This window comes from Chitinophaga sp. 9-1-y (genome assembly GCF_059511905.2).
On record NZ_CM197955.1, the window covers coordinates 1324829 to 1346652 of the forward strand.

The window sequence follows — 21824 nt, forward strand, 5'->3', positions numbered from 1 at the left end:
ATGCTTATAGCTATGCTGGTAACCAACTACGCCACGGCACAGCAGAAATTCAGCTTTTCGTTCAAACAGGTCCGTATGGAAAAAATACTGGCGGCCATCGAAGAAAAGAGTGGATACCGCTTTCTGTATAACAGCAGATTGCTGCCTGCTTCGCCCGTAAGCCTGAAAGTACGCCACGTTACATTAGCCACCGCATTGAACCGGTTGCTGGGAGATTCGCTGACCTACCGCATCCTCGATAATAAACTGGTGGTGATTGCTGCGCTGGCGCGTCCCACAACAGCCATAGATACTTCACTGCAAAAGGCCCCGCCGGAACGTATTAAAGACCTGCAGGAAGTAATGATCACTGCCATGGGTATACGAAAAGAATCGCGCGCCGTAGGCTATGCCCTGCAGGAAATAAAAATTGAAGGCACGGAAATGGTAAAAGCCCGGGAAGCCAATGCCTACAGCTCCCTCTTTGGAAAAGTGGCCGGCCTGGCTGTCAGCAATTCCCGCTACCTCTACAACGACCCTCAACTCTACCTCCGCGGTAAACAACCCCTCATTGTAGTGGATGGCGTACCCGTAAACTCCGACTCCTGGGATATTAACATCGAAGATATTGCGTCGATGGTGGTGCTGAAAAGCGCTGCTGCCGCCGCGCTATACGGACAGGAAGGCGCCCGTGGCGTGATCCAGGTAACTACCAAAAAAGGCAGCAGCGGCAGACGTGGATTTGAAGTATCGGTTAATGCTACCACAGAGCTACAGGGCAGCGCCATCGCCATGCCCCATGCACAACATCATTACGGCCCCGGCGATTACTTTAAATACGCTTTCGTAGATGGAAAAGGTGGTGGCACTTACGATTACGACTATAACCTCTGGGGCCCCCGGTTCGAAGGCCAGCTGATTACCCAGTGGGATAGCCCCCGCGATGCCAACGGCGAACTGGTTCCCCTTCCCTGGGTATCCAAAAATCCACGTAACCTGGAACATTTCCTCCGCACCGGTATCCTGGCCACTAATAACATAGCCGTGACCGGCAATAATGAACAGGGCGATTTCCGCCTCTCCGTTACACAACTGAATCAACGGGGAAGTATCCCTAACACACACCTGGGTATCACCACCGCCATGTTATCCGGTGGCTATAACCTGGGCAAAAAAGTACGGGTAGAGGCGCAGTTGTCGTACAATAAACAGTATGCCCCCAACTACCCGCAGATTTCATATGGCCCTGAAAGTCCCATCTACGAACTGTTAATATGGGGCGGCAGCAACTTTGATATCCGGGACCCCAATCTCCGGCAATACTGGTACCCCGGTAAAGAAGGCGTGCAACAAAGATGGGTGGAGTATACCCGGTATAATAATCCCTGGTTCAATGCCTACGAATATGAAAAGGCGTTTTATAAGGACGTGCTAACCGGGTATACGAGTGTAGCCTATCGCGTGAGCGATCACCTGGATATGCAGCTAAAAACCGCCATTAACGGGTATTTCACTAACCAGCATACCAACTACCCGGTTTCGGGGTTGTATTATGGCGCCGATTTCAACCAGGTAGGTGCTTATGCCGAATCCGGTAACCGCTATAGCCAGGTGAATAATTCCTTGTTGCTGAATCATAGTACCAGGCTGGATAGCAACTTCGCCTGGAAAACAACGCTGGGAGCCAATATACAAAGCATCCGTTATGAAAGTAACAGTGCGCATACTTCCGGTGGACTGGTCATGCCGGGCGTCTATAATCTCCAGAATTCTGTAAAGCCAATTGATAACGCTACCAATTACCGCGCGGCCCGGCAAATGCTCAGTGCTTTTTTTATGACCGATCTGAGTTATAAAAATTTCCTGTTCCTGGATCTCTCCGGCCGGGTGGACCGTAATTCCAGTATGCCCGTGGAACGGGATACTTACTTTTATCCACAGGCCAGCCTGAGCGCCGTGTTATCGGACGTTCTGCGTTTGCCGAAAGCAGTATCTTTTCTGAAACTATCGGCTTCTGTAGCGCGGCTGGGAGAGGGGCTGACGTCTTCCATCACACAAAATTATTCACTGGAACAAACCTATGATAAAGGCACTACCTGGCAAGGCTTCCCTTCCGTAAATTATGCGACTGACAACGTGTTGTATAGTAAAGATATCCGCCCCGAATTTCATACTGCCTATGAAGTAGGGATGGATATACGATTGCTGCAAAACCGCGTGTCGCTGAAAACACAGGTCTATAGCACCATTGACGGGCCGCAGATTTTTAATGTTTCTATATCCAATGCTTCCGGCTATGGTTACCGGAAAGTAAACGGATTGGTAACGGAAAGAAGGGGAATGGAGTTTACTTTCGAAGCCGTGCCCATAGAAACCAGGTATTTCAGGTGGAACATGGGGGTGAACTGGAGCAGCAATATCAGCTACCTCCGGAAAGTATATGATTCGCTGGCTAACTATATCCGCATAAAACCGGGTGAACGGGTAGACCAGTTATTTATTAATCCTTTTGAAAGAAATCCTGCTACCGGCGCTATCCTGTATCATAACGACGGTACGCCTATCATCAATGACCAGGTATATAAATTTGGCGGCTATGCCAACCCCAACTGGATCATGGGTACCACACAAACCCTGAACTGGAAAAATATATCACTTACCGTAGAATTTGATGGCAGCTTTGGCGGGAAAATTTTCAACCTGCTGGATTATAAAATGTGGCAGTCGGGCGCCCATCCGCAATCGGATAATGAATTCCGTTACCAGGACTGGCTGCACCGGAATGATCCCAATTACAAAGGAACACGTATAGGCGTTGGCGATAAAGTAGTGAGCGGGGAAGTGAAGTATGATGCCAACGGAAAGGTTATATCCGATACCCGCACTTTTGCGCCCAATACCACGCCGGTGCTGGAACAAAACTGGGCCAACAGTTATGAAACAGCCGATGAACGTAGGTACCAGAGTAAAACTTATTTTAAGTTACGGGGCATGACGCTCACGTATCGTTTACCCCCGCCCGTTATTAAAAAGATGAAAGGACTGAGTGCCGCCAGCGTGTCAGTGGTGGTGCGTAACCTGATGTATTTTGCGCAGATGAAACAAATAGATATGGATCATTGGTCCTATAGCTCACAAAGCGAATTAGAGGAACCGTCGATGAGGAGTATTGGCTTTAATCTCAACGTTAAATTCTGATTTATGCAACGCTTTGCATGGTTGTTACTGGTATTGCTGGCAGGTTGTGGGAAGATGGAAGACCTCCGTAAGAATCCCAATAAAGCGACCATTGCCCAGCCGGGAGTGATATTTTCAGGTATTGCACAGTCCATGTTTGTAGCGCCCTGGGAAGATGCGCAGCGTAGCGCCCAATATCATTGTATGACGTATAGCTATTACGGTGACCAGAGTTATAGTTTTGGTGCCGCCAGCTTTTATTACGATGTACTTAGAAATGTAGATCAGCTGGTGAAAGAAGCGCGTCGCAATGGAACAGATGCCATGCGGCCATATTATGCGCTGGCCGATTTTATGCGGGCCTGGTTTTATATCAAAATGACGGTGCAAACCGGCGATATCCCCATGAGTCAGGCCATGAAGGCAGAACAGGGAATAGATCGCCCGGTATATGACGCGCAACGCGATGTGTACCTGCAATGTTTACAACTGTTGCAGCGTTCACAGGATACCCTGGCAAAATTGAACAGCAGCGGATACTACCGGATTGATGGCGACTTTTTCTTCAAAGGAAACCTGAAGCAATGGCAGAAAATGGTGAATGCATTCCGGCTGCGGGTATTGATTAGTCTGAGTAATAAAACCAATGATGCCGGGTTAAAAGTGACCGAAAGTTTTAATGCCATATTGCAACTCCCTTTGCCGGAAAGCAATGCAGATAACCTGGAAATTGTATACAGTACAGCAGAAGTCAGCAATTATTACCCGGCTTATTCGCTCACACCAGAAGCCAGTGCCAAGCGTAATCCACTGGGAGCTACTTATGTAGATTTGCTGAAAAAATTCAGGGATCCGCGTTTATTCGTAGTAGCGATGCCCGCCGCTATCAACGGCAGCGACAGTGCAGCGGCGCATAACTTCGATGCATATCGTGGCGCATCTACCGGTACGTTACAGGGAGCGTTGAATGATTCTGCCAGCAAAGGATATTTTTCGTTACCTGATTACCGTTACTGGTTTTCTTCCCCGGTGGGTCATCCCACTGTTTTGCTGGGATTCCCGGAAGTTAGTTTTACCATAGCAGAAGCCATTAACCGTGGCTGGATCACAGGTAAAGATGCTGCTGCATATTACCGGGCTGGTATTAGTGCCAACATGCAATATTATGAAATACCCACCGCCGTTATTGAACCATACCTGGTGCAACCCATGGTACAATATGCTGGCAATAATGTTGCGGGATTAACACAGATCCTGCAACAGAAATACCTGGCCTTTTTTCAGCAGTCGGGCTGGGAAGCATTTTATAATCAACGCAGAACCGGTATCCCGGCTTTTGCGGTTGGTCCTGCCAATCAAAACAACGGCCTCATACCCAAACGCTGGATTTATCCCGCTTCCGAATCAATCGATAACCTGTATCACCTCTCTGATGCCCTGCGAAGGCAATATAACGGCGCCGATAACATTAATGGCGTGATGTGGCTATTGCAATAAGTAAATAACAGGCATCTTTTTTTACCGGCGGAAAACAGCCGGAGATCTTCCCATGCCATGATCGCTCCCTTTTTTTACGGATCATCGAAAAAAAAATTAAAACGCTTTAGGGGTATTTGCAAATTTCTGTCTCCCTTATACATCAACCTGTATTTTTTAGCCAGGACTTTATCGATCAATTGGACAGTGAACAATATTTAAGCAGTTAAAATTTTTACATAACGCGATAGTGACTGACTCCGCCCAGGCGGGGCCTTCCTGGCCTGTTATTGCATTTACATTTTTTTATACCGGATAAATTTTATGTAGCCTGATGATTTCACCTTTACCTTTTAACCGGCTCAGTATCTTACTACTACTGGCAGGAATGCTCCGGACGCAGGCCGTTACTGCCCGGCAAACACCCGCTGATTCTTTGTATAAGCGTACTGTTTGGAAGAATACAGCCTTCTTTCCGCAGGCAAAAGATACGCTTCCTTATCGCACTGTAAGGGCATTACCTTATATGTATACCGGGCAAATGCTGGAAGGCAGAATAGCCGGTGTTAGTGTAATGCGTAATTCCGGCGAACCAGGTGTAGCACCTTTACCTGTTATCCGCGGCCTGGCTACGCCTATTGGTCATTACAAAGACGTGTTCGCCAACCGGCCTTTGTATGTAGTTAATGGCGTGCCTTTGATCGGCAATAACAATCCTTATGCCCTCCGTATTAAAGCGGCTGATTTTACGGACATAGGCAGTGGTATTGACGTTGATGCCTTGCCGGATATGAGCAATATCCAGGAAGTGCATGTGCTCAAAGGTCCCGAAGCGGTGGCACTGTACGGCAGCAAAGCTGCTAATGGCGCTATTCTTATTACCACCACCGACCCCGAAACCGGTAAATATCATATTGGGCTGAATATGTACGGCGGCGTGGCGGTAAAGCCAACCGTTAATACGGCAAATGGTAGCTATCAACGCGACTTCCTGCTGCCTTTTTATAACCAATACGCCACACCTGCCCAGTGGAAAAACTTCCCGGCCTATCTCGCTGACTCCACCCAGTCGCTTTATTTCGGGCCCGCTAACTGGGATGATATTTATTATCGCAACGCGTTTCAACATGGCGTAGGATTGAGTATCGCCGGTGGTACCAACCGCGCCAGCTTTCGTTTTGGCGTAGGAGAACGTACAGAGAATGGGGTAGCCGACCATAGCGCACTGCATCGTTATAATGTGTTTTATGATATGAGCATTATACCGATTGAACAATTGACCATCAACACCTATGTGCAGGCACTCACGGCAAAGCGTAACCGTAATAATAATATACTCGATCGCCTGGCCGAAGAAGAATATTATACCAACCAGCAGTATCCTTTATCACCCAATAAATCTTATCTCCAACAATACTATCAATTGCAGGATGGCGGCGTAGACCGCAACCTGGCCAATGCTGCACAGGCTATCATTGATGTGAAATACCAGCTATGGCGCACACTGAGCATACACACGCAGGGATCTATTGATTACAACGATAATAACCGTGACCTGTTTGTACCTGCGGCAGTGAATGATGGCAATAGCTATAACTCCCTGTTTACCGGTGTAAACAGGCGGCTGCGCTGGAATAACTTCCTCGCTTACGATAGAAAAGAACTGCATATACAGGTAGGACAAACATTGGAAGAAGACCAGCTGAAGTATGATTATATGCGTGCTTACCGCGGTCCCTCCGATTTCATCAAAATACCGGAAGTGAATACGGATAGCTCATTCTGGCTCACGCATGGAAGAGAACTAACGTATCCTTATAAAGATTATCAGCGGCAGCGTACTTTATCTTTTTATGGGAATGTATCCTACAAATGGTTGGATAAATACAGCGCTACCGCCTCTTTACGCAGCGATGGTGCTTCTTTCTTCGGTAATGGTTACTGGTGGACGGTATCACCGGTTCTGTCGCTTGGATGGGATCTGAAAAAAGAAAACTGGTTGCATAGCGCTGCTGCTATTAACGCCCTGCAACTCAACGTTAGCGCAGGCCGCACTGCCCGGTTGCTGGCCGAAGATATGAATGGCTACGGTCCTTATTATACCGTAGGCATCGGCTGGACCGGCGCCGGAAAAGTGTCTACCTACGCCTCTATGCCTACTTTAGGCATGCCTTACGGCGACGGCTATACGGGCGGTGGTATTAAATCGCCTTATGATGAACATCTGAATATCAGCGTTACGGCTACTGCCTTTCAACATTTCAACATTTCACTGACAGGTTATTCCCGTACCAGTAAAGGATTGCTGATGGCAGTTCCGGTAGATGCAGCCTATGGCTTTTCCAGCAAAATTGTGAATGGAATGAACGTGCGCAACAGTGGCATAGAGCTGGGGCTCCAGGGCAATTTCAGGCTGTCGCCGGAATTGTATTGGTCCACCGGTATTGTGATGTCGTACAACCGGAATAAACTGCTGCAGCTACCCGAAGGGCTTACTACTATCGATTATGGACAACGGCACCTGGAAGTGGGTAAACCGGTAGACCAGTTTTGGTTGTTACAAAATGAAGGCATCTACAAAAATGATAGTGAAATCCCGGTATCTGATAAGGGGAAGCCGCTTACCTACAACGGGGTGAGCTTGCATGCCGGTGATCCACGCTGGAAAGATGTGAACGGCGATTATGTGATTGACGATAAAGACCGGGTGATGCAGGGACATATCACACCGCCGTTACGTGGTGGCTGGAATAATACCCTGCGTTATAAAAAATGGACCATGGATGTTGCCTTTTCCTATGCGATGGGTAACTACCTGCTGAACAGTGCGGTGGCCAACCGTTTCGACTTTGCCAACCGGGAAGGCGCAGAAGGTTTGGCCGGCGTAAAAGAAGTTACTTTCTGGCAACAGATTCCGAAGGCCGACCAATACCTGCGTTACAATCCCTGGAGCCTGGTGAAACCTTACCAGGCAGAACAAACCTTGTTTTATGAAAGGGCTTCCTGGCTGAAATTACAGGCCCTCACCCTGAAACATGATCTGGCGGCATATGGCTTTACCAAAGGTACCGGCATGCGTAAGCTGCAGGCTTATGTAACCGCTACCAACCTGTTCACGTTGTCGCCTTACTCTGGTGGTGATCCATCGCTGGTAGACTACTTCGGTTACAGCAGCGGATATGCGCAACCGTTACCCCGCACTTTCACCATTGGTATCACCGCAGATTTTTAAAAGCACTGTACATGACAACACTTCGTTTACCTATAAAAATATTACTGGTGGCAGCAATGTTGACTACCGCCTGTAAACATACGCTGGAGGTGAATCCTACTCACCTGGTGCCGGAAAAAAATATGTGGACTACCAGGAACGATGCCCGTTCCGCGGTATTTGCCACTTTTGGTTTGTTTCGTGCGGCGCTGGCAGATAACAACGCCTACCTCGTGTACGGCGAGTTGCGCGCCGGCGACTTTAAAAGCGCTGCCCGCACAGATCTGACAGCCGTTACTACCAATCAGCTCAATGCATCGGCTGTTACGCTGGAAGGCTGGAAAAGCTGGCGTCGGTTTTATGCAGCCATCGCGCAAGCCAATTTATGCCTGGAGAAATTAGCCCTGGTAAGGGAGCACGACTTCCGCTATACCCCGGAAGAAATGAAACTCGATATAGCACAGGTGCGTTTTCTGCGTGCCCTCACTTATTTCTACCTGGTGCGCATCTGGGGAGACGTGCCGTTGATCACCAACACCAGTGATGGCAGCTTTGCATCTGTAAAAAGAGAAAGCCAGGATAAAGTATTGGAACTGGCTGCACAGGATGCGCAAACTGCATTAGCCAGCCTGCCATGGGATTATTATACCACCTCACCGGAGTTGCTGTCCAGTTATTGGGGACAACCAGGAGCTACCTGGCATGGACTTATTGGCAGTAAAGGCGCCGCTTATGCTTTGCTGGCGCATATCTCCGCGTGGAAAGGAGATTACCTGGCCGCAGAAAAATATGCACATACGGCAATGGATAACAAAGCACGTGGCGGATACAATTTCGCAGACCTGGCAACGCTCACGGCTTCCAGTGATGCAGGCACTTTCAGCGGACAGGGAACGAATGTGATTTTCGCCCTGCCGTTTAAAAGTATTTACCAGGAGTCGTCCGGTAGCGGACATATTGAAGACTGGACGCTGGCAAGCCCTTATATATCAAGGGTTACACCGGATATCTACGTGCCCAGCGATAGTATACTGAAGATATTTAATGAACCAAACGATAGCCGCTTTAAAGTAGGGCTGGACGGCATTGCTACCGGCAGTTATTTCACCGGGTTTGGTAACCCCTTTCCCATGTTCACCAAAATCAAGGTGCCGGGCGTAGATGGCGTGGATCCGTTACGCATGTTTCAATCAGCTATCGTTGTTTTTCGCTATGAAGAGCTGGTGCTGCTGCGTGCAGAAGCACTACTGTTTCTCGGTAAGAACGAAGACGCCATTTTCCAGTTGAATGCCGTAAGAGCGCAACGTAATTTGCCTGACTTCAAAACCGGCAACCTGGCCAATGCCATTCTACAGGAAAGAAGAAGAGAATTGCTGGGAGAAGGGTGGCGCTGGTACGACCTCGTGCGGTTTGAAAAACTCACCACCTATACCGGCTTCAAGCCGGCAGACATTGCGCAGGGTGCGCAGTGGTGGCCGGTAGCCAAAGAGGTGCTGTCGTCCGGAAAAGAAATTACACAAACTAAATTCTGGCAACAATAATCATACATTATGCAGGGAAAAATCAGCGTTGTTTTATTGCTGCTCTGTGGTGTAGTGCTAACGTCCTGTAAAAAAGACAATACCTACCGACAGGCACTACCCACACAAAATTATACCGGTACCGTATACGAATACCTGCGGTCACAGCCCGGTAATTTCAAAGACGTATTACAGGTGTTGGACAGATGCGGACTTGGTAAGCTGCTGGCAACAGATACCATGACCCTTTTTGTACCTACTGACCAGAGCCTGAAAGCTGCTTTGGATAATTATAATGTATATCGCCAGGCTGCGCAACAGCCACCTGTTACACTGAATGATATTGACTCTTCCTCCTGGCGTGCGATCATGGGAAACTATCTCTTCTCCGGAAGCTGGCGTAGCAGCGACTTCGCAGGTCAGGATGGAAAAACACTCATCAGCAAAGCACTCAGGGTGATGGACCTGCGCCTGGTGAACCGCCGGGCCGCCGGAGTGGAAGGATTGGGATCAGAAGTGGTACGCCTTTCTCACATGAGTGGATCCCGCTTTACGAAGTACTGGGTATCCGCTTATGCTACCACCACGGAAATTAAAACAAAAAACGGAATGGTGTATGTGCTGGAACCCAGTCATATAGTGGGTTTTAACACTTTCTTCGGCAAAGCCAGCGAATACCAGAACAGCTATTCTGAACAAGTAATTTTTGCAGATGGTTCCGCTACGCTACCCAATGGCAACATTGAATTATGGAACTTCTACCCCAAGAAGTTAACAGCCATTGATGCCACTACCGTAGAAACAGAAATGGCCAACCGATTAAGTAAGAACTACCTGATGCGGCTGACCGTGCATGCAGACAATACCGTGGAGGTATCCGCCGCACCCACTTCTGCCACACAGCAAATTCATAACAATGGCGCCTGCTTTTTTGATCCGGTTGCCAGCCTGTTTAACCTGAATTATACCTACACAGATACGAATGGTAAGACATATGAAGTGATGGAAGTGATTCGCTACATCGCTATCAGGGAGCAATAAATAATATAAACGACAAATGTTTTTCAGATGAAATGGCAAGATTATTTAAAATGCGCACTGGTAGTGACCATCACCACTACTGCCTGTAAAAAGCTGCCTGAGAAAAAAGACTATCTCAGTAACAACGCCAACTTTAACAAGAAGGATGTATATGAGCCGGTATTGGGTCGTACCCTGTTGGAATTAACACAGTTCAGCCCCGATGGCTCTACCTATCCTATGCTGTTTTCCATTGAAAACGCCCGGGATCTGAGCAGTGGCAAGCCGGCAAACGAACTCTTTACACCCCTGAAAGTGAAAGAATGGCAGCGGGACTATACCGGCCTGGAAAAATCACTCGACGAAATTGAAGCCAAACGGGTATGGGTAAACGCTCCTTTCCTGGAGATACGCAAAGGATCAGGCGATTTTATCTTCCGTAGCGCCCCCTCTTCCATGATCAAAACTTACCCGGATACCGGCTATGCTTTTGATGTGAAAATTGTGAATAAAGGTAATGAACGCACGATCAAAGATTTTAAACTGCGCCCGCTGAAAGAAGTGCCTTATGAACCTTATGAATATGATAAGTATACCCGTCAACGTATGCTGGAAAGCAGGCAGCAACCCAATGGCCCCGCTTATATGGTACCCTATACCATTCACCCTACTTTCATGCAGGGGATGGTATATGCGAAGGATAGCGTGATGAAGGATACACTGGTATCTGTTTACTTTAATAAAACCAGTGAATCAGGACATTCTCTCACATTTAAATTCCTGGATCAAAACCTGAAGCCCATGAATCCGGCCCTGTTTAACAACACCAAATGGGAACAGCTGGTACATGGCTTTAACCGGAAACAAACCGATAGCAGCGTGGTATATGATGTAGCATATCCTATCCCACTCACTGGGCTTACTACCTTATATGCTTCCAATGGGAAGGCCAATTGTCAGTTTGGATATAGCCGTAAAGGTTTTGGTGGTAATAGGGTAGATGCCGCTTTCGGTTTGAGTTTCGCCATCTACGAACCCGGCGACTGGTCCATCACTTTCTACTTCCGCCGGAATCCCATTTTCAATGATGATTAAACAATGCCTTTTATGAAATTATATATACAAGTACTATTACTACTCTTTTGTATTGGAACGGCAGTAGTGGCGCAGGATAAAACGATTGCCGTAAAAGGCAGGGTGTTGTCTTCCGTGGATCGCAGTGCGTTGCCGGGTGTATCTGTACTGTTGCAGGTGCCTGGCGGCAAACCCAAAGCTATTGGGGTAACCGATGCCAAAGGTGAATTCAATGTGAGAGTAGCGCCTGATGCCAAACTGGAACTGCGTTTTATTTCATTTGAATCACTGCTGGTAGCTGTAAACAACAGGACCAGCATTAACCTCTCGCTGAAACCTTCTTCTACCTCGCTGAAAGAATCGGTGGTAGTAGGTTATCAGAAACGTACCAAAGAAACGGTAACGGGATCGGTTACACGTATTACTGCGAAGGAAATACAGGACGTGCCGGTATCTAATATTGAGCAACTGATGCAGGGCCGTGTAGCGGGGTTGAATATCCAACAAACTACCGGTGCACCGGGTTTCCGTGGATCTGCTTCCATCCGTGGTTTGTCGCAGGTAATGGTAAAGGGCGGTGGCAGTGATGCCTACCTTACGCCGCAATCGCCATTGTATGTAATTGACGGGGTGCCTGTAGATGCCAATGCCGGATTCGAATATGGCTTTCAGTCCAATGGTCCCGGTACCAGCCCTTTGTCGCTTATTCCACCGGAAGATATAGAAACAATTGATGTCATGAAAGATGCGGAAGCCACGTCATTGTACGGCTCCCGTGGTGCAAACGGGGTAATCGTCATCACTACCCGTCGTGGCCAGTCGGCGGTACCCATTATACGCTACGCCGGTAATATGTTTATTAATTTCCCACCTTCCCTGCGTAACACGATTGGAGGCATGGCGGAGCGCGACTACCGGGTGGGCATGATCATGAATTCGCTGAATGAAGAGGAGATTAAACAGATTTCTAAAACACCCTTTCTGGCAGACAGTTTAAATCCCTTCTTCAATAACTCTACCAACTGGCAGGATATTTATTACCAGGTAACCTACAACCAAACACATAACGTATCCGTGAGTGGCGGTGATCAGAAGCTGAACTATAAAACCAACGTGAATTTCTACAATGAACGGGGGGTGATTAAGAACACAGGTTTTGACCGCTACTCCCTTAACCAGAACATTAACTTCAATCCTAATTCCCGGTTACAGGTATCAGGTTATCTGGCCGCAGGTTTGGGTAAAAAGTTGAAGGGGAGTGGTAATGGTTTAACCGATGTGGGAGCTGGAAAGAACTATACTTCCTCCCTGTTGCCGGGCCCTTCCTACTTCAACAACGTAGGGCATTTCACCGGGGCCATGCTGAGCAAGAATGATACGCGCACGTATAACATCCGTACCTACCTGAACATCATGTACGAAATCCTGCCGCATATACAGATTTCCACCAATACCAGCTACGACTACACCGCCGACCAGGAAGATACGTTTACGCCTGCACTGGCTAACTCGGAAATGCCGAAGGTGTATGGTTTTACGGGACGTACCAACAACCTGTATAATCGTACGGCTATTAACTACAATCGTATTTTCAACGATAAGCATACCATTTACGGCGCTGTTTTCTCTGAAGCCACTATTGCACAGTCGCAAACGAAAGTGCTGAATATGGAAAACGCACCCAACGATTATTACCGCGGACCACTGGGATTCAGCACCTATTATTCCAAAGTATCTGGTATTCCTGTAGCAGGTGGTTTTTCTGAAATACATACCGTGGCGCTGGCGGCCAACCTTAGTTACGACTACAACAAAAAATACGTAATCAACCTGAACTACCGCATGGATGGTAACTCTTATTCCGGCGTAAATGAACGTTGGGCAAAGAACCCTTCTATTGGGGTACGGTATAATTTCAATAAGGAGAAAATACTCGAGAATAAAGAATGGCTGGACTTTGGCGACCTACGTTTTAGCTACGGTATCAACCTGCGTCCCAGCACCAATATCTATGCATCACTGGGATGGTATGATGTAGCAGGTAACTATAATGGAGTTACGCGTATTTCTCCACACTTAGGACAGATGCCAAATCCATCGCTGAAGCCTGAAAAGGTAGAGCAGTTTAACTATGGATTTGATATGAGTGTTTTCAAAGGAAGAATAGGAATTACCTTCGATGCCTATACGAAAACAGTATATAATATGCTGTATTCCCGTGACCTGCCAACGTCAACAGGTTTCTCCACCACTACTACCAATGATGCTTCTTTGTACAACTATGGTTACGAAGGTAGTATTACGTTCCGGCCGTTTAGAACCCGGGAAGACTTCAGCTGGAGTATCAGCCTGAATGCGGCGATTAACCGCGATGTGCTGTTATCGCTGCCGGGTGGTGCTACCCAGATGTTATCCGATGACGGATCTATTATTAACCGCGTAGGTTATGGCGCCTTATCTAATTACCTGTATGTAACGCAGGGCGTGTATCGTACCGATGCAGATGTACCGGTAGATCCTATCACGGGATACCGCTATAGTAATGGCAAGAACGGCTATTACAAAGCAGGTGATGTAAAGTTCCAGGATGTAGATGGGAACTATGTTACAGATGGTACTGACCGCCAGGTGGCTGGTTCTCCGGTATCAAGAATCACGGGTGGTTTCAACTCCTACCTGACTTACAAAGGGTTTAGCCTGAATTTCAACGGCACCATCCTGTTTCAACGGAAAGTAATCAACAGTGCATTGTATGAGCGTATGTTGAACCTGCGTTCTCCATATGATGAAGGTACCCTCGTGAACCTGGGAGACCTCAACTACTGGACCCGGCCTGGCGATGTAGCGCGGTATCCTAATCCCTATGATTATAAATCGAAGGCAGATGCTTACCGGGAATTGCAGACACTGTTCCAGGAAGATGGCAGTTACATTAAAATCAACGCCATCACATTCGGTTATTCTGCCAAACGTAGGTGGATCTCTAAGTATCATATGAACGCACTTCGTTTCTACACAACCGTTACCAATCCTTTTATGTTTACCGGCTACACGGGTCCTAACCCGGAAGCGGTAACAGAACTGGGTCGTGACCGGTTAGACAGTTATCCGATTGCAAGAACCTTATCATTTGGTTTAAATGTGGAATTTTAAAAATCAGGGTATGAAGCGTACTATTTATATAAGTCTGATAATGGTGGTGCTGCTGACCACCGGCAGCTGTAAGAAATTCCTGGAAGTGTCGCCACCGGATCGTATGAGTGATGCTGCTTTCTGGAAAACAAAAGGAGATGTGGAATCGGCCATTGCCAATGCGTACGGTTTTATCTTCGACATTCTCACAGACGGGCCTTATGTACCGTGTAATGGGGATATCCGGGCAGGGGAATTTAATCCCAATGGCTTTGATGTATTTGCGGCGGTTGCAGCGCAGGATTTAACCAACAATAGTCGCCTCAGCAGGTATAACATGTATAAGCTGAGCGACTGGTATCCGTTTTATCAGTCTATTGCCGCCTGTAATATCAACCTGGTAAGGGTACCGGGTGTGAAGTCGCTTTCTGCAACGGAAATAAAACAATATGAGGCGGAGCTTCGGTTTGTCAGGGCTTTTACCTATTTCTATATTTCACGTATCTATGGAGATGTACCACTGTATGTGGAGGCGTATGATCAGCGTCCTTTGGCGCGCACGCCGATGATTGATGTGCTGAAGTTTTGTTTATCGGAGATGGAGGCGGTGAAAAATGACCTGCCCTGGCAATATGATGAGCCATCCAAATGGGGCGTACGTGCCGCCAGGGGCGCCGTGTATGCACTGATTGCCAATGTGAATATGTGGGCCGCCGGTTTCGATAAGGCCAATCAGCAACAGTATTGGAGAGATGCCGCTGCTGCGATTAAAGCCATCTATGATTCCAATGCTTTTGAATTATTGCAGATAGAAGATTTTCGCAAAATTTTCAAAGGCCGTACCAAAGAAAGTTTATTTGAGTTTTCGGTAAACGCCAACTATGGTACTACTACCCGCTATGTAAGTATTGGTCAGTGGACATTACATTCGCCGTTGGTATTTGACTACTCCAGCAGCGATTGCTATTTCGATGCCGATTATCTCAAACAAATTTTTCCGATAGACGCGCCAGACAAGCGCCGGGATCTGTGGTTCTTTTCTCCCTATGCCAATAATACCAGCGCCATGTTTGTAAAGTATAGCAACGTGGTGAATAAGATCACTTCTACCTCCTGGCTGCTGGACGATGACCTGATTATTTTCCGCTACGGCGGAGAGCTGTTGTTAGGTGCGGAAGCACTGGCCAACCTGGGCCAGGATGCCGAAGCGATTAAACTACTGAATGTGGTGAGAAAACGTGCCGGGGCGCCTGCTTATGGCGGTGGCAGCAACGATGCGCTGAAAAATTATATTTTCCTGGAACGCCAACGTGAACTGATAGGAGAAGGTGTACGCTGGTACGATCTCGTACGCACCGGCAGGGTAACAGATCCTACCCAATGTAAAAGCTGGCTTACACCGGAGCAGTTTGCCCGCGGTGCCTGGACCTGGCCTATTGACGACAGAGCGCGTAAAAACAACCCTAACATCACCTTAAACACTTACTGGACAAAATGATGACGGCTACACAATCACCTGGAAGAACAGGCCGGCTGATAGGACTGCTCCTGCTATTACTGGCAGCCAGTTTCAGCGCCTGTAAAAAGGATTACTATAAAGATTCGGGGCTGCAGCAGGGAAAATTTGCCGGCTCCAGTTATGAGTACCTGCAAACGAAACCTTACTATTTTGATACAGTAGTAACCATTCTGCAATTGGCTGGTTTAGAGTCCGTGTTGCGCGATTCTTCAGTTACTTTTTTTGCGCCTACAGACTACTCCGTGAAAGTGGCCATGAATGTCATTAATTCAGATCGCTACGAGCATTTCCAGGACTCCCTGAAATTAACCGAAGTACCCGGCGAAGTATGGCGGAAGTTTTTATCGCGCTATATATTCCGTGATAAATATATGTTGAAAGATGTACCCCGCTATGATCCTAATCAGCGGGAATTATTTCCCGGTATGAACATGGAATCCTGGGAGGGCTATGTGATGAACCTGGGCGTAACATTTTCCGACTATAACGGAACGCATGACGTAGGCCCCCGTAGTTTGTTGTTGAGAGATATCGGTGACCTGGGGAATCCGCAGGACATTGGCGCCAGGATAGCCAGTTCTGATATGCAAACCCGTAACGGCATTGTGCATGTACTAAACGCGGATCACATACTGGGATTTAACCCTTTTGCTTTCGCAAATATTGTGAGGGAATATTTAAAGTAACGCATTTATCATGAGGAACATACAAAAACTTTCGCTGTGGAGTGGTGCATGCCTGTTGCTGTTATACACTGCCTGCAAAAAAGATAATTATACCGGGAAAGATCCCTATGCCAACGCTAAAGAGCCGTTGAACATAAAGATTGATAAGTCGGCGTCCGCACCGGTATCCGGGGGGATTGGCGCCACGGTAACCATTAATGGTAGTGGATTTCTGAAGTACAAGGATAGTGGCATGGTCATCAGGTTTAATGATGTACCGGGCAAGATTACTGCGGTCACTGAATCCAGTATCACCGCTACCGTTCCTGATAACGCCAGCACCGGTATTATTTCATTAACGGTACAACGGCAATTATTTGCCGGGCCTAATTTTCGTGTAATAGGCCCCGTTAGTATCGATCAAAACTTCCACGCCGTACCAGGCGCCGCCGACAACATAGTGACCACGATCGCTTTCGTACCGGGTGGCAAATACCTGGTAGGTGGTAATTTTAAAGATTATGATAACTCTGGCGCCAGAAATGGCTACCATGGACTGGCACGTATCAACGCCGACGGAACACTGGACCGTGATTTTAAAGTAGGAAAAGGTATTGATGGGGGAGTAAACAGTATTGCTGTACAGGCATCCGGCAAATACATTATCGCCGGTGATATTGCTAACTATAACGAGCGGTTTAAAGGTGGTTATGTTGGTCACATTTTGCGGCTGCATCCCAACGGTATGTATGATAGTACTGTAATTGTTACCCCATTGGGCAACCATGATACTATCCCGGCATTGAATGCTTACCTGGATGCGCCTGTTGGCAAAGTACTGCAAACACCCGATAGCGGTAAGCTGGTACTGGTGGGTGCATTTAAATATTTTATGCGGAAAAATTTTGCCGGCATCACCGCAGATGGTAAGCGGGATTCTATCCTGGTAGACAGTATCCGTATGGAAGGCATTATGCGGTTAAATGAAGACGGCAGCTTTGACTCCACTTTTAACTATGATGCGGCGCGTCGTCGCAGTTACGAAGGCACCAATGGATACATCAATGCTGCCATCATACAGGCCGATGGTAAAATCCTGTTGGCTGGAAGCTTTACCCGCTACCATGGTCAGGTAACCGGCAGCGTGGTCAGGTTAAACCCGGATGGTGAAATTGATCCCACCTTTAATACCGGCGCAGGGCCCGACGACAGGGTCACCCTGTTAGCACCACTGAAAGATGGCCGCTACCTGATTGGCGGTTTGTTTTCCAAAGTGAATGGAAAAGAAGCGCATCGCCTGGCGGTATTAAATCCCAATGGTTCCCTGTACGACGGTTTCAGCGTAGGCACCGGCCCGGAAGCCGGACCTAACAGCATGCCTGCTTCTGCACTGCAATTGAAAACCGGGAAGATATTCGTGAATGGATTCTTTGACACATTCTCAGGCGTGAAACGTGGCGGCACCGTGATCCTGGATGAAGACGGGAAAATGAGTAAAGGATATAATTCCATGGGCGCCATCAACGGCTCCATCCTGGATATGATCAACATACCGAATGGTAATGGCGCCATCATGGTAGGTGCTTTTACACAGTATGATATGCTGCCACAGAACCGTATTATGTTACTGCGATATTAATAGCTATGATGAAAAGATTATTCCCCTTGCTGGCAGGCTTACTGCTGTTACTGGCAGCCTGTTTCAAAGAAAAAATGGCGGTAGTGGACTCGCCGGTGGACATCAATCCTAAAGATACTACCACTGCCCCCACTACCACTACGGTGAAACGGAAGGTATTGTTCATCGGTATTTCCGGTGTTCGCGGAGATGCTATGCGACAAGCACAGGCGCCCAATATGCTGGGACTTCTCCCCAATGCCATCTATAGTTTTGATGCGCTTACACAAGCGCCTACCAACAGTGGCGCTGCCTGGTCCACGTTGCTGACCGGCGTATGGAGCAATAAACACGGTGTAAAGAATAATACCTTTTCAGGCAGCAATTTTACCCGTTACCCTATTGGGCTCAAATACCTGAAAACACTGGCACCGCAGCTGCATACGGTTTCTGTACAATCCTGGTCCATCTTAAACAGCCAGTTGTTCAGCCAGGCAGATGTAACGGTGAACCTGCCGGATAACGATGCCGCCGTGCGTGACACCACGGTGAACCGTATTAAAACGGATAATGCCGATATCATCGTAGCAGGCTTCAGCGGCGTACAAACCGCTGCCCATCAAAGTGGCTACGGTCCGGATGTGCCGGAATATATGACAGCTATCACCACTGTTGACAGCTACGTAGGGGACTTACTGGCAGCCGTCAACAGCCGGCCTAATAAAGACAAGGAAGACTGGCTGGTGATCATTACATCTGACCATGGCGGCACCGGCACCAGCGAAGGTAGCAGCTCTTTTGAGGAGCGTAATATTTTCACCCTTTTCGCTAACGCAAAATTTGCCAAACATGAGGTAACGCCACCACTGAATTCCTTAAAGGCGGTTCGTTATGCGGCTATCGGCGACTATAGCTATTCCAAAGATCCTTTCTATGATTTCGAGCGCATTAAGAAATTCACAGTAGCCATATCAGTAAGGTCTCCCACTTTTGCCGGCGGCGATCCTCCTTTTGTTGGGAACAAGAGCTGGGCCAGCGGGAATAATGCGGGTTGGCTGCTATGTCCAAAAGGCAGCGATAAATGGAAATTTCAGGCCGGTGACGGCGCTGGTGGCGCCCGTGTGGACGTCACCTCCAGCGGACCTGCCATTACCGATAATCAATGGCATACCGTAGCCGTGACCATCGACCGGAGCACGGCGCCTGGCACCGTTGTTCTTTACCAGGATGGCGTACAGGTAGGTACAAGTTCACTCAATAACCTGTCGCCGTTTGCGCCAAAGAGCGACCTGAAACTGGTGGTAGGAGACGATATCTCCGGCACCTACCGGGATACGGATGGTAACTGCGATTTTTCGCTTGCGAATATTCGTATATGGGATACCGTTTGGGCAAAAGCAGATATGGCTAAATATAGTCATTGCGATACCGTACAAACAGGTAATCCTTATTACTCCCGTATGATCGGCTGGTGGAAAGGAGTAGATAATACCGGCGGTACTTTAACAGACGCCGGTCCGCTTAAAAAAGACCTGACGTTTAATAATGTGCCGCAATGGGTATCCCAGGAAATTGATTTCTGTAATGGAGCGATACCTGCACCAGTACCGCAAAGCGTGGATATCATGCCAACCTTGTTATCCTGGTTGCACATCGCCGTTGATCCGGGTTGGAATTTAGATGGTATTTCCTGGCTGCCTTAATTTATCAGTGACTTTAAAGATTTATCATGAACAGATATATATTATTGCCTGTTTTAGTTGGTGTGTTGTTGTTTGCCGGCAGTTGTAACAAGCCGGAGTTATTTGATCACCAGGTAACGCCTGATTCGTTACCGCCTGCCATCAAAAAGAAAGTGCTGGTCATAGCTATAGAAGGCGCCCGGGGGCAGGTAGTTAAGGAGGCAGCCATCCCTAACATAACGGCCTTGTTACCCAATAGCGTATATAGTTGGGATGCAGTAACGGATACGTCTACACACGATGCGGCTGCCTGGGCCAGTTTGTTTACGGGAACTGTTAACTACAAGAATGGGGTGACAGGCACCGCTTATGCAGGTAATAACCTGGCGACTTATCCCTCTTTTGCACAACGTTTGTCTGCCAAATCACTCAATATTACCAGTATCAGCAGCAGCGCTTCCTTTAATGATACGCTGGCAGGAGTAACTACCCTGGTGAAAACTATCGGCAATGATGTAGCTGCAAAAGATTCCGCGATTGGACGGCTGCAGCACAGCGATCCTGATGTGCTGGTAGTGGCCTTCAGTGGAGTAAATACAGCCGGTGTAACGAATGGTTTCACGGCTAACGCTACCGCCTATACGGATGCTATTCACCAGGTGGATGCCTACATCGGTGAAATACTGGGTGCACTGCGGGCGAGGAACAAGTATAACATGGAAGACTGGCTCATTGTGATTGGTTCTAACCATGGAGGCACTGATGCCGGTACCTATGGTGGCAGTTCTTTCCCGGAGCGTAATAACTTTCTTTTGTACTACAACCAGCGTCTTACCGGGCAGGTATTGGAACTGCCGCCGGTGAATGTGCCGTACGAAGGTTCCTTTCCTTTTTTTTACCGGAAAGATGGAAAAGATCACGCTGCTTATTCCAATGATCCGGTTTTCCACTTCGGTGCTGCACAAGACTTCACTATTGAGTTTAACATACAAACTACCTATGATGGCGACGATGACCACGGGGTGATTGCCAATAAAAACTGGGGCAGTGGTGGAAATACCGGCTGGGTAATTTACAAGACCAATGGTAATTTGCGTCTGAACTACAAAGGGGCCAGCGGGTCCAGGGTAGATGTGCGGAATGGACCTCCGGTAGCAGATGGCAAGTGGCATCATATCTCTGTTACTTTTGACCGGAAAGGAGTAGTGAGTTTTTATAAAGATGGAAAGTTTTTTGTGTCTGGTCCCAGCATCAAAGACTTGGGCACCGTTGATGCCGGTTTACCTTTTGTAGTAGGGACCGATGGTACCCTTAATTACGGCTACAATGGGGCGAATGGTTCCGGAGATAATTATATCGCCGATATCCGGGTATGGAACAGTGTACTCACTGAGTCGGTGATTTATGATTGGTCGTTCAGAACGGTGAGCAAAGCGCATCCAAATTATGCCTCGCTGATTGGTTACTGGAAAGCCAATGAAGTACCTGCCGGTAATTTTATCAAAGATGATAGTCCGAGTGCCGCAGATCTGACCATCTCCAACGGATTGCGCTGGGATGCGAAAAAAGATATCCTGAATCCTTCTGATGTGGATGCTACCTTATTAGTACCGCATTCCATGGATCTCGCCGTAAATGTGCTGGCCTGGATGGGAATGAAAATGAGATCGGAGTGGATGTTGGATGGTAAAACTGCTATTGTACAATAATATCCACCGTTAAGTATTATAGCCCTCTGCGCATTTAGCGTG

The 21824-nt window shown here is 47.8% G+C and carries 12 protein-coding genes; all 12 read left to right on the forward strand.

The genetic code is table 11. From position 1 onward, the window contains the following. The 12 genes from AC5ZC7_RS05315 to AC5ZC7_RS05370 all read left to right on the forward strand — a co-directional run bounded on the left by AC5ZC7_RS05315 (position 1) and on the right by AC5ZC7_RS05370 (position 21782). Positions 1-3177 (forward strand): TonB-dependent receptor plug domain-containing protein, encoded by a 3177-nt coding sequence (locus AC5ZC7_RS05315; protein WP_496160632.1) that lies wholly within the window; start codon positions 1-3, stop codon positions 3175-3177. A 3-nt stretch (positions 3178-3180) separates the two neighbouring features. Continuing rightward, the gene (locus tag AC5ZC7_RS05320; RefSeq protein WP_496160631.1) at positions 3181-4653 is read left to right on the forward strand and encodes a SusD/RagB family nutrient-binding outer membrane lipoprotein; all 1473 of its coding nucleotides are present in this window, start codon (positions 3181-3183) and stop codon (positions 4651-4653) included. A gap of 313 nt (positions 4654-4966) precedes the next feature. Further along, a complete protein-coding gene (locus tag AC5ZC7_RS05325) occupies positions 4967-7864 on the forward strand; it encodes a SusC/RagA family TonB-linked outer membrane protein (RefSeq protein WP_496160630.1) in 2898 nt (965 codons plus the stop codon). 11 nt (positions 7865-7875) lie between these two features. Beyond that, positions 7876-9384: a RagB/SusD family nutrient uptake outer membrane protein gene (locus AC5ZC7_RS05330; protein ID WP_496160629.1), complete on the forward strand. Its 1509-nt coding sequence runs from the start codon at positions 7876-7878 to the stop codon at positions 9382-9384. A gap of 9 nt (positions 9385-9393) precedes the next feature. After that, positions 9394-10404 carry a BT_3044 domain-containing protein gene (locus tag AC5ZC7_RS05335; protein WP_496160628.1) on the forward strand — a complete coding sequence of 337 codons (1011 nt, stop codon included), beginning with the start codon at positions 9394-9396 and terminating at the stop codon, positions 10402-10404. A 27-nt stretch (positions 10405-10431) separates the two neighbouring features. Beyond that, positions 10432-11478, forward strand: coding sequence for a DUF5007 domain-containing protein (locus AC5ZC7_RS05340; RefSeq protein WP_496160627.1), 1047 nt, complete (start codon positions 10432-10434; stop codon positions 11476-11478). 12 nt (positions 11479-11490) lie between these two features. Beyond that, entirely contained in the window at positions 11491-14610 is a 3120-nt protein-coding gene (locus AC5ZC7_RS05345) for a SusC/RagA family TonB-linked outer membrane protein (protein WP_496160626.1), read from the forward strand. A 10-nt stretch (positions 14611-14620) separates the two neighbouring features. Beyond that, complete coding sequence (locus tag AC5ZC7_RS05350; RefSeq protein WP_496160625.1) at positions 14621-16087, forward strand: RagB/SusD family nutrient uptake outer membrane protein; 1467 nt, start codon at positions 14621-14623, stop codon at positions 16085-16087. Continuing rightward, positions 16084-16794 (forward strand): fasciclin domain-containing protein, encoded by a 711-nt coding sequence (locus tag AC5ZC7_RS05355; protein WP_496160624.1) that lies wholly within the window; start codon positions 16084-16086, stop codon positions 16792-16794. Before AC5ZC7_RS05350 ends, AC5ZC7_RS05355 begins: the two co-directional genes overlap by 4 nt. Positions 16795-16804: 10 nt before the next feature. Then, positions 16805-18412 (forward strand): IPT/TIG domain-containing protein, encoded by a 1608-nt coding sequence (locus AC5ZC7_RS05360; RefSeq protein ID WP_496160623.1) that lies wholly within the window; start codon positions 16805-16807, stop codon positions 18410-18412. Positions 18413-18417: 5 nt separating this feature from the next. Beyond that, a complete protein-coding gene (locus AC5ZC7_RS05365; protein ID WP_511911404.1) occupies positions 18418-20094 on the forward strand; it encodes an alkaline phosphatase family protein in 1677 nt (558 codons plus the stop codon). A gap of 26 nt (positions 20095-20120) precedes the next feature. After that, positions 20121-21782, forward strand: coding sequence for a LamG-like jellyroll fold domain-containing protein (locus tag AC5ZC7_RS05370; RefSeq protein ID WP_496160621.1), 1662 nt, complete (start codon positions 20121-20123; stop codon positions 21780-21782). Positions 21783-21824 lie beyond the last annotated feature (42 nt).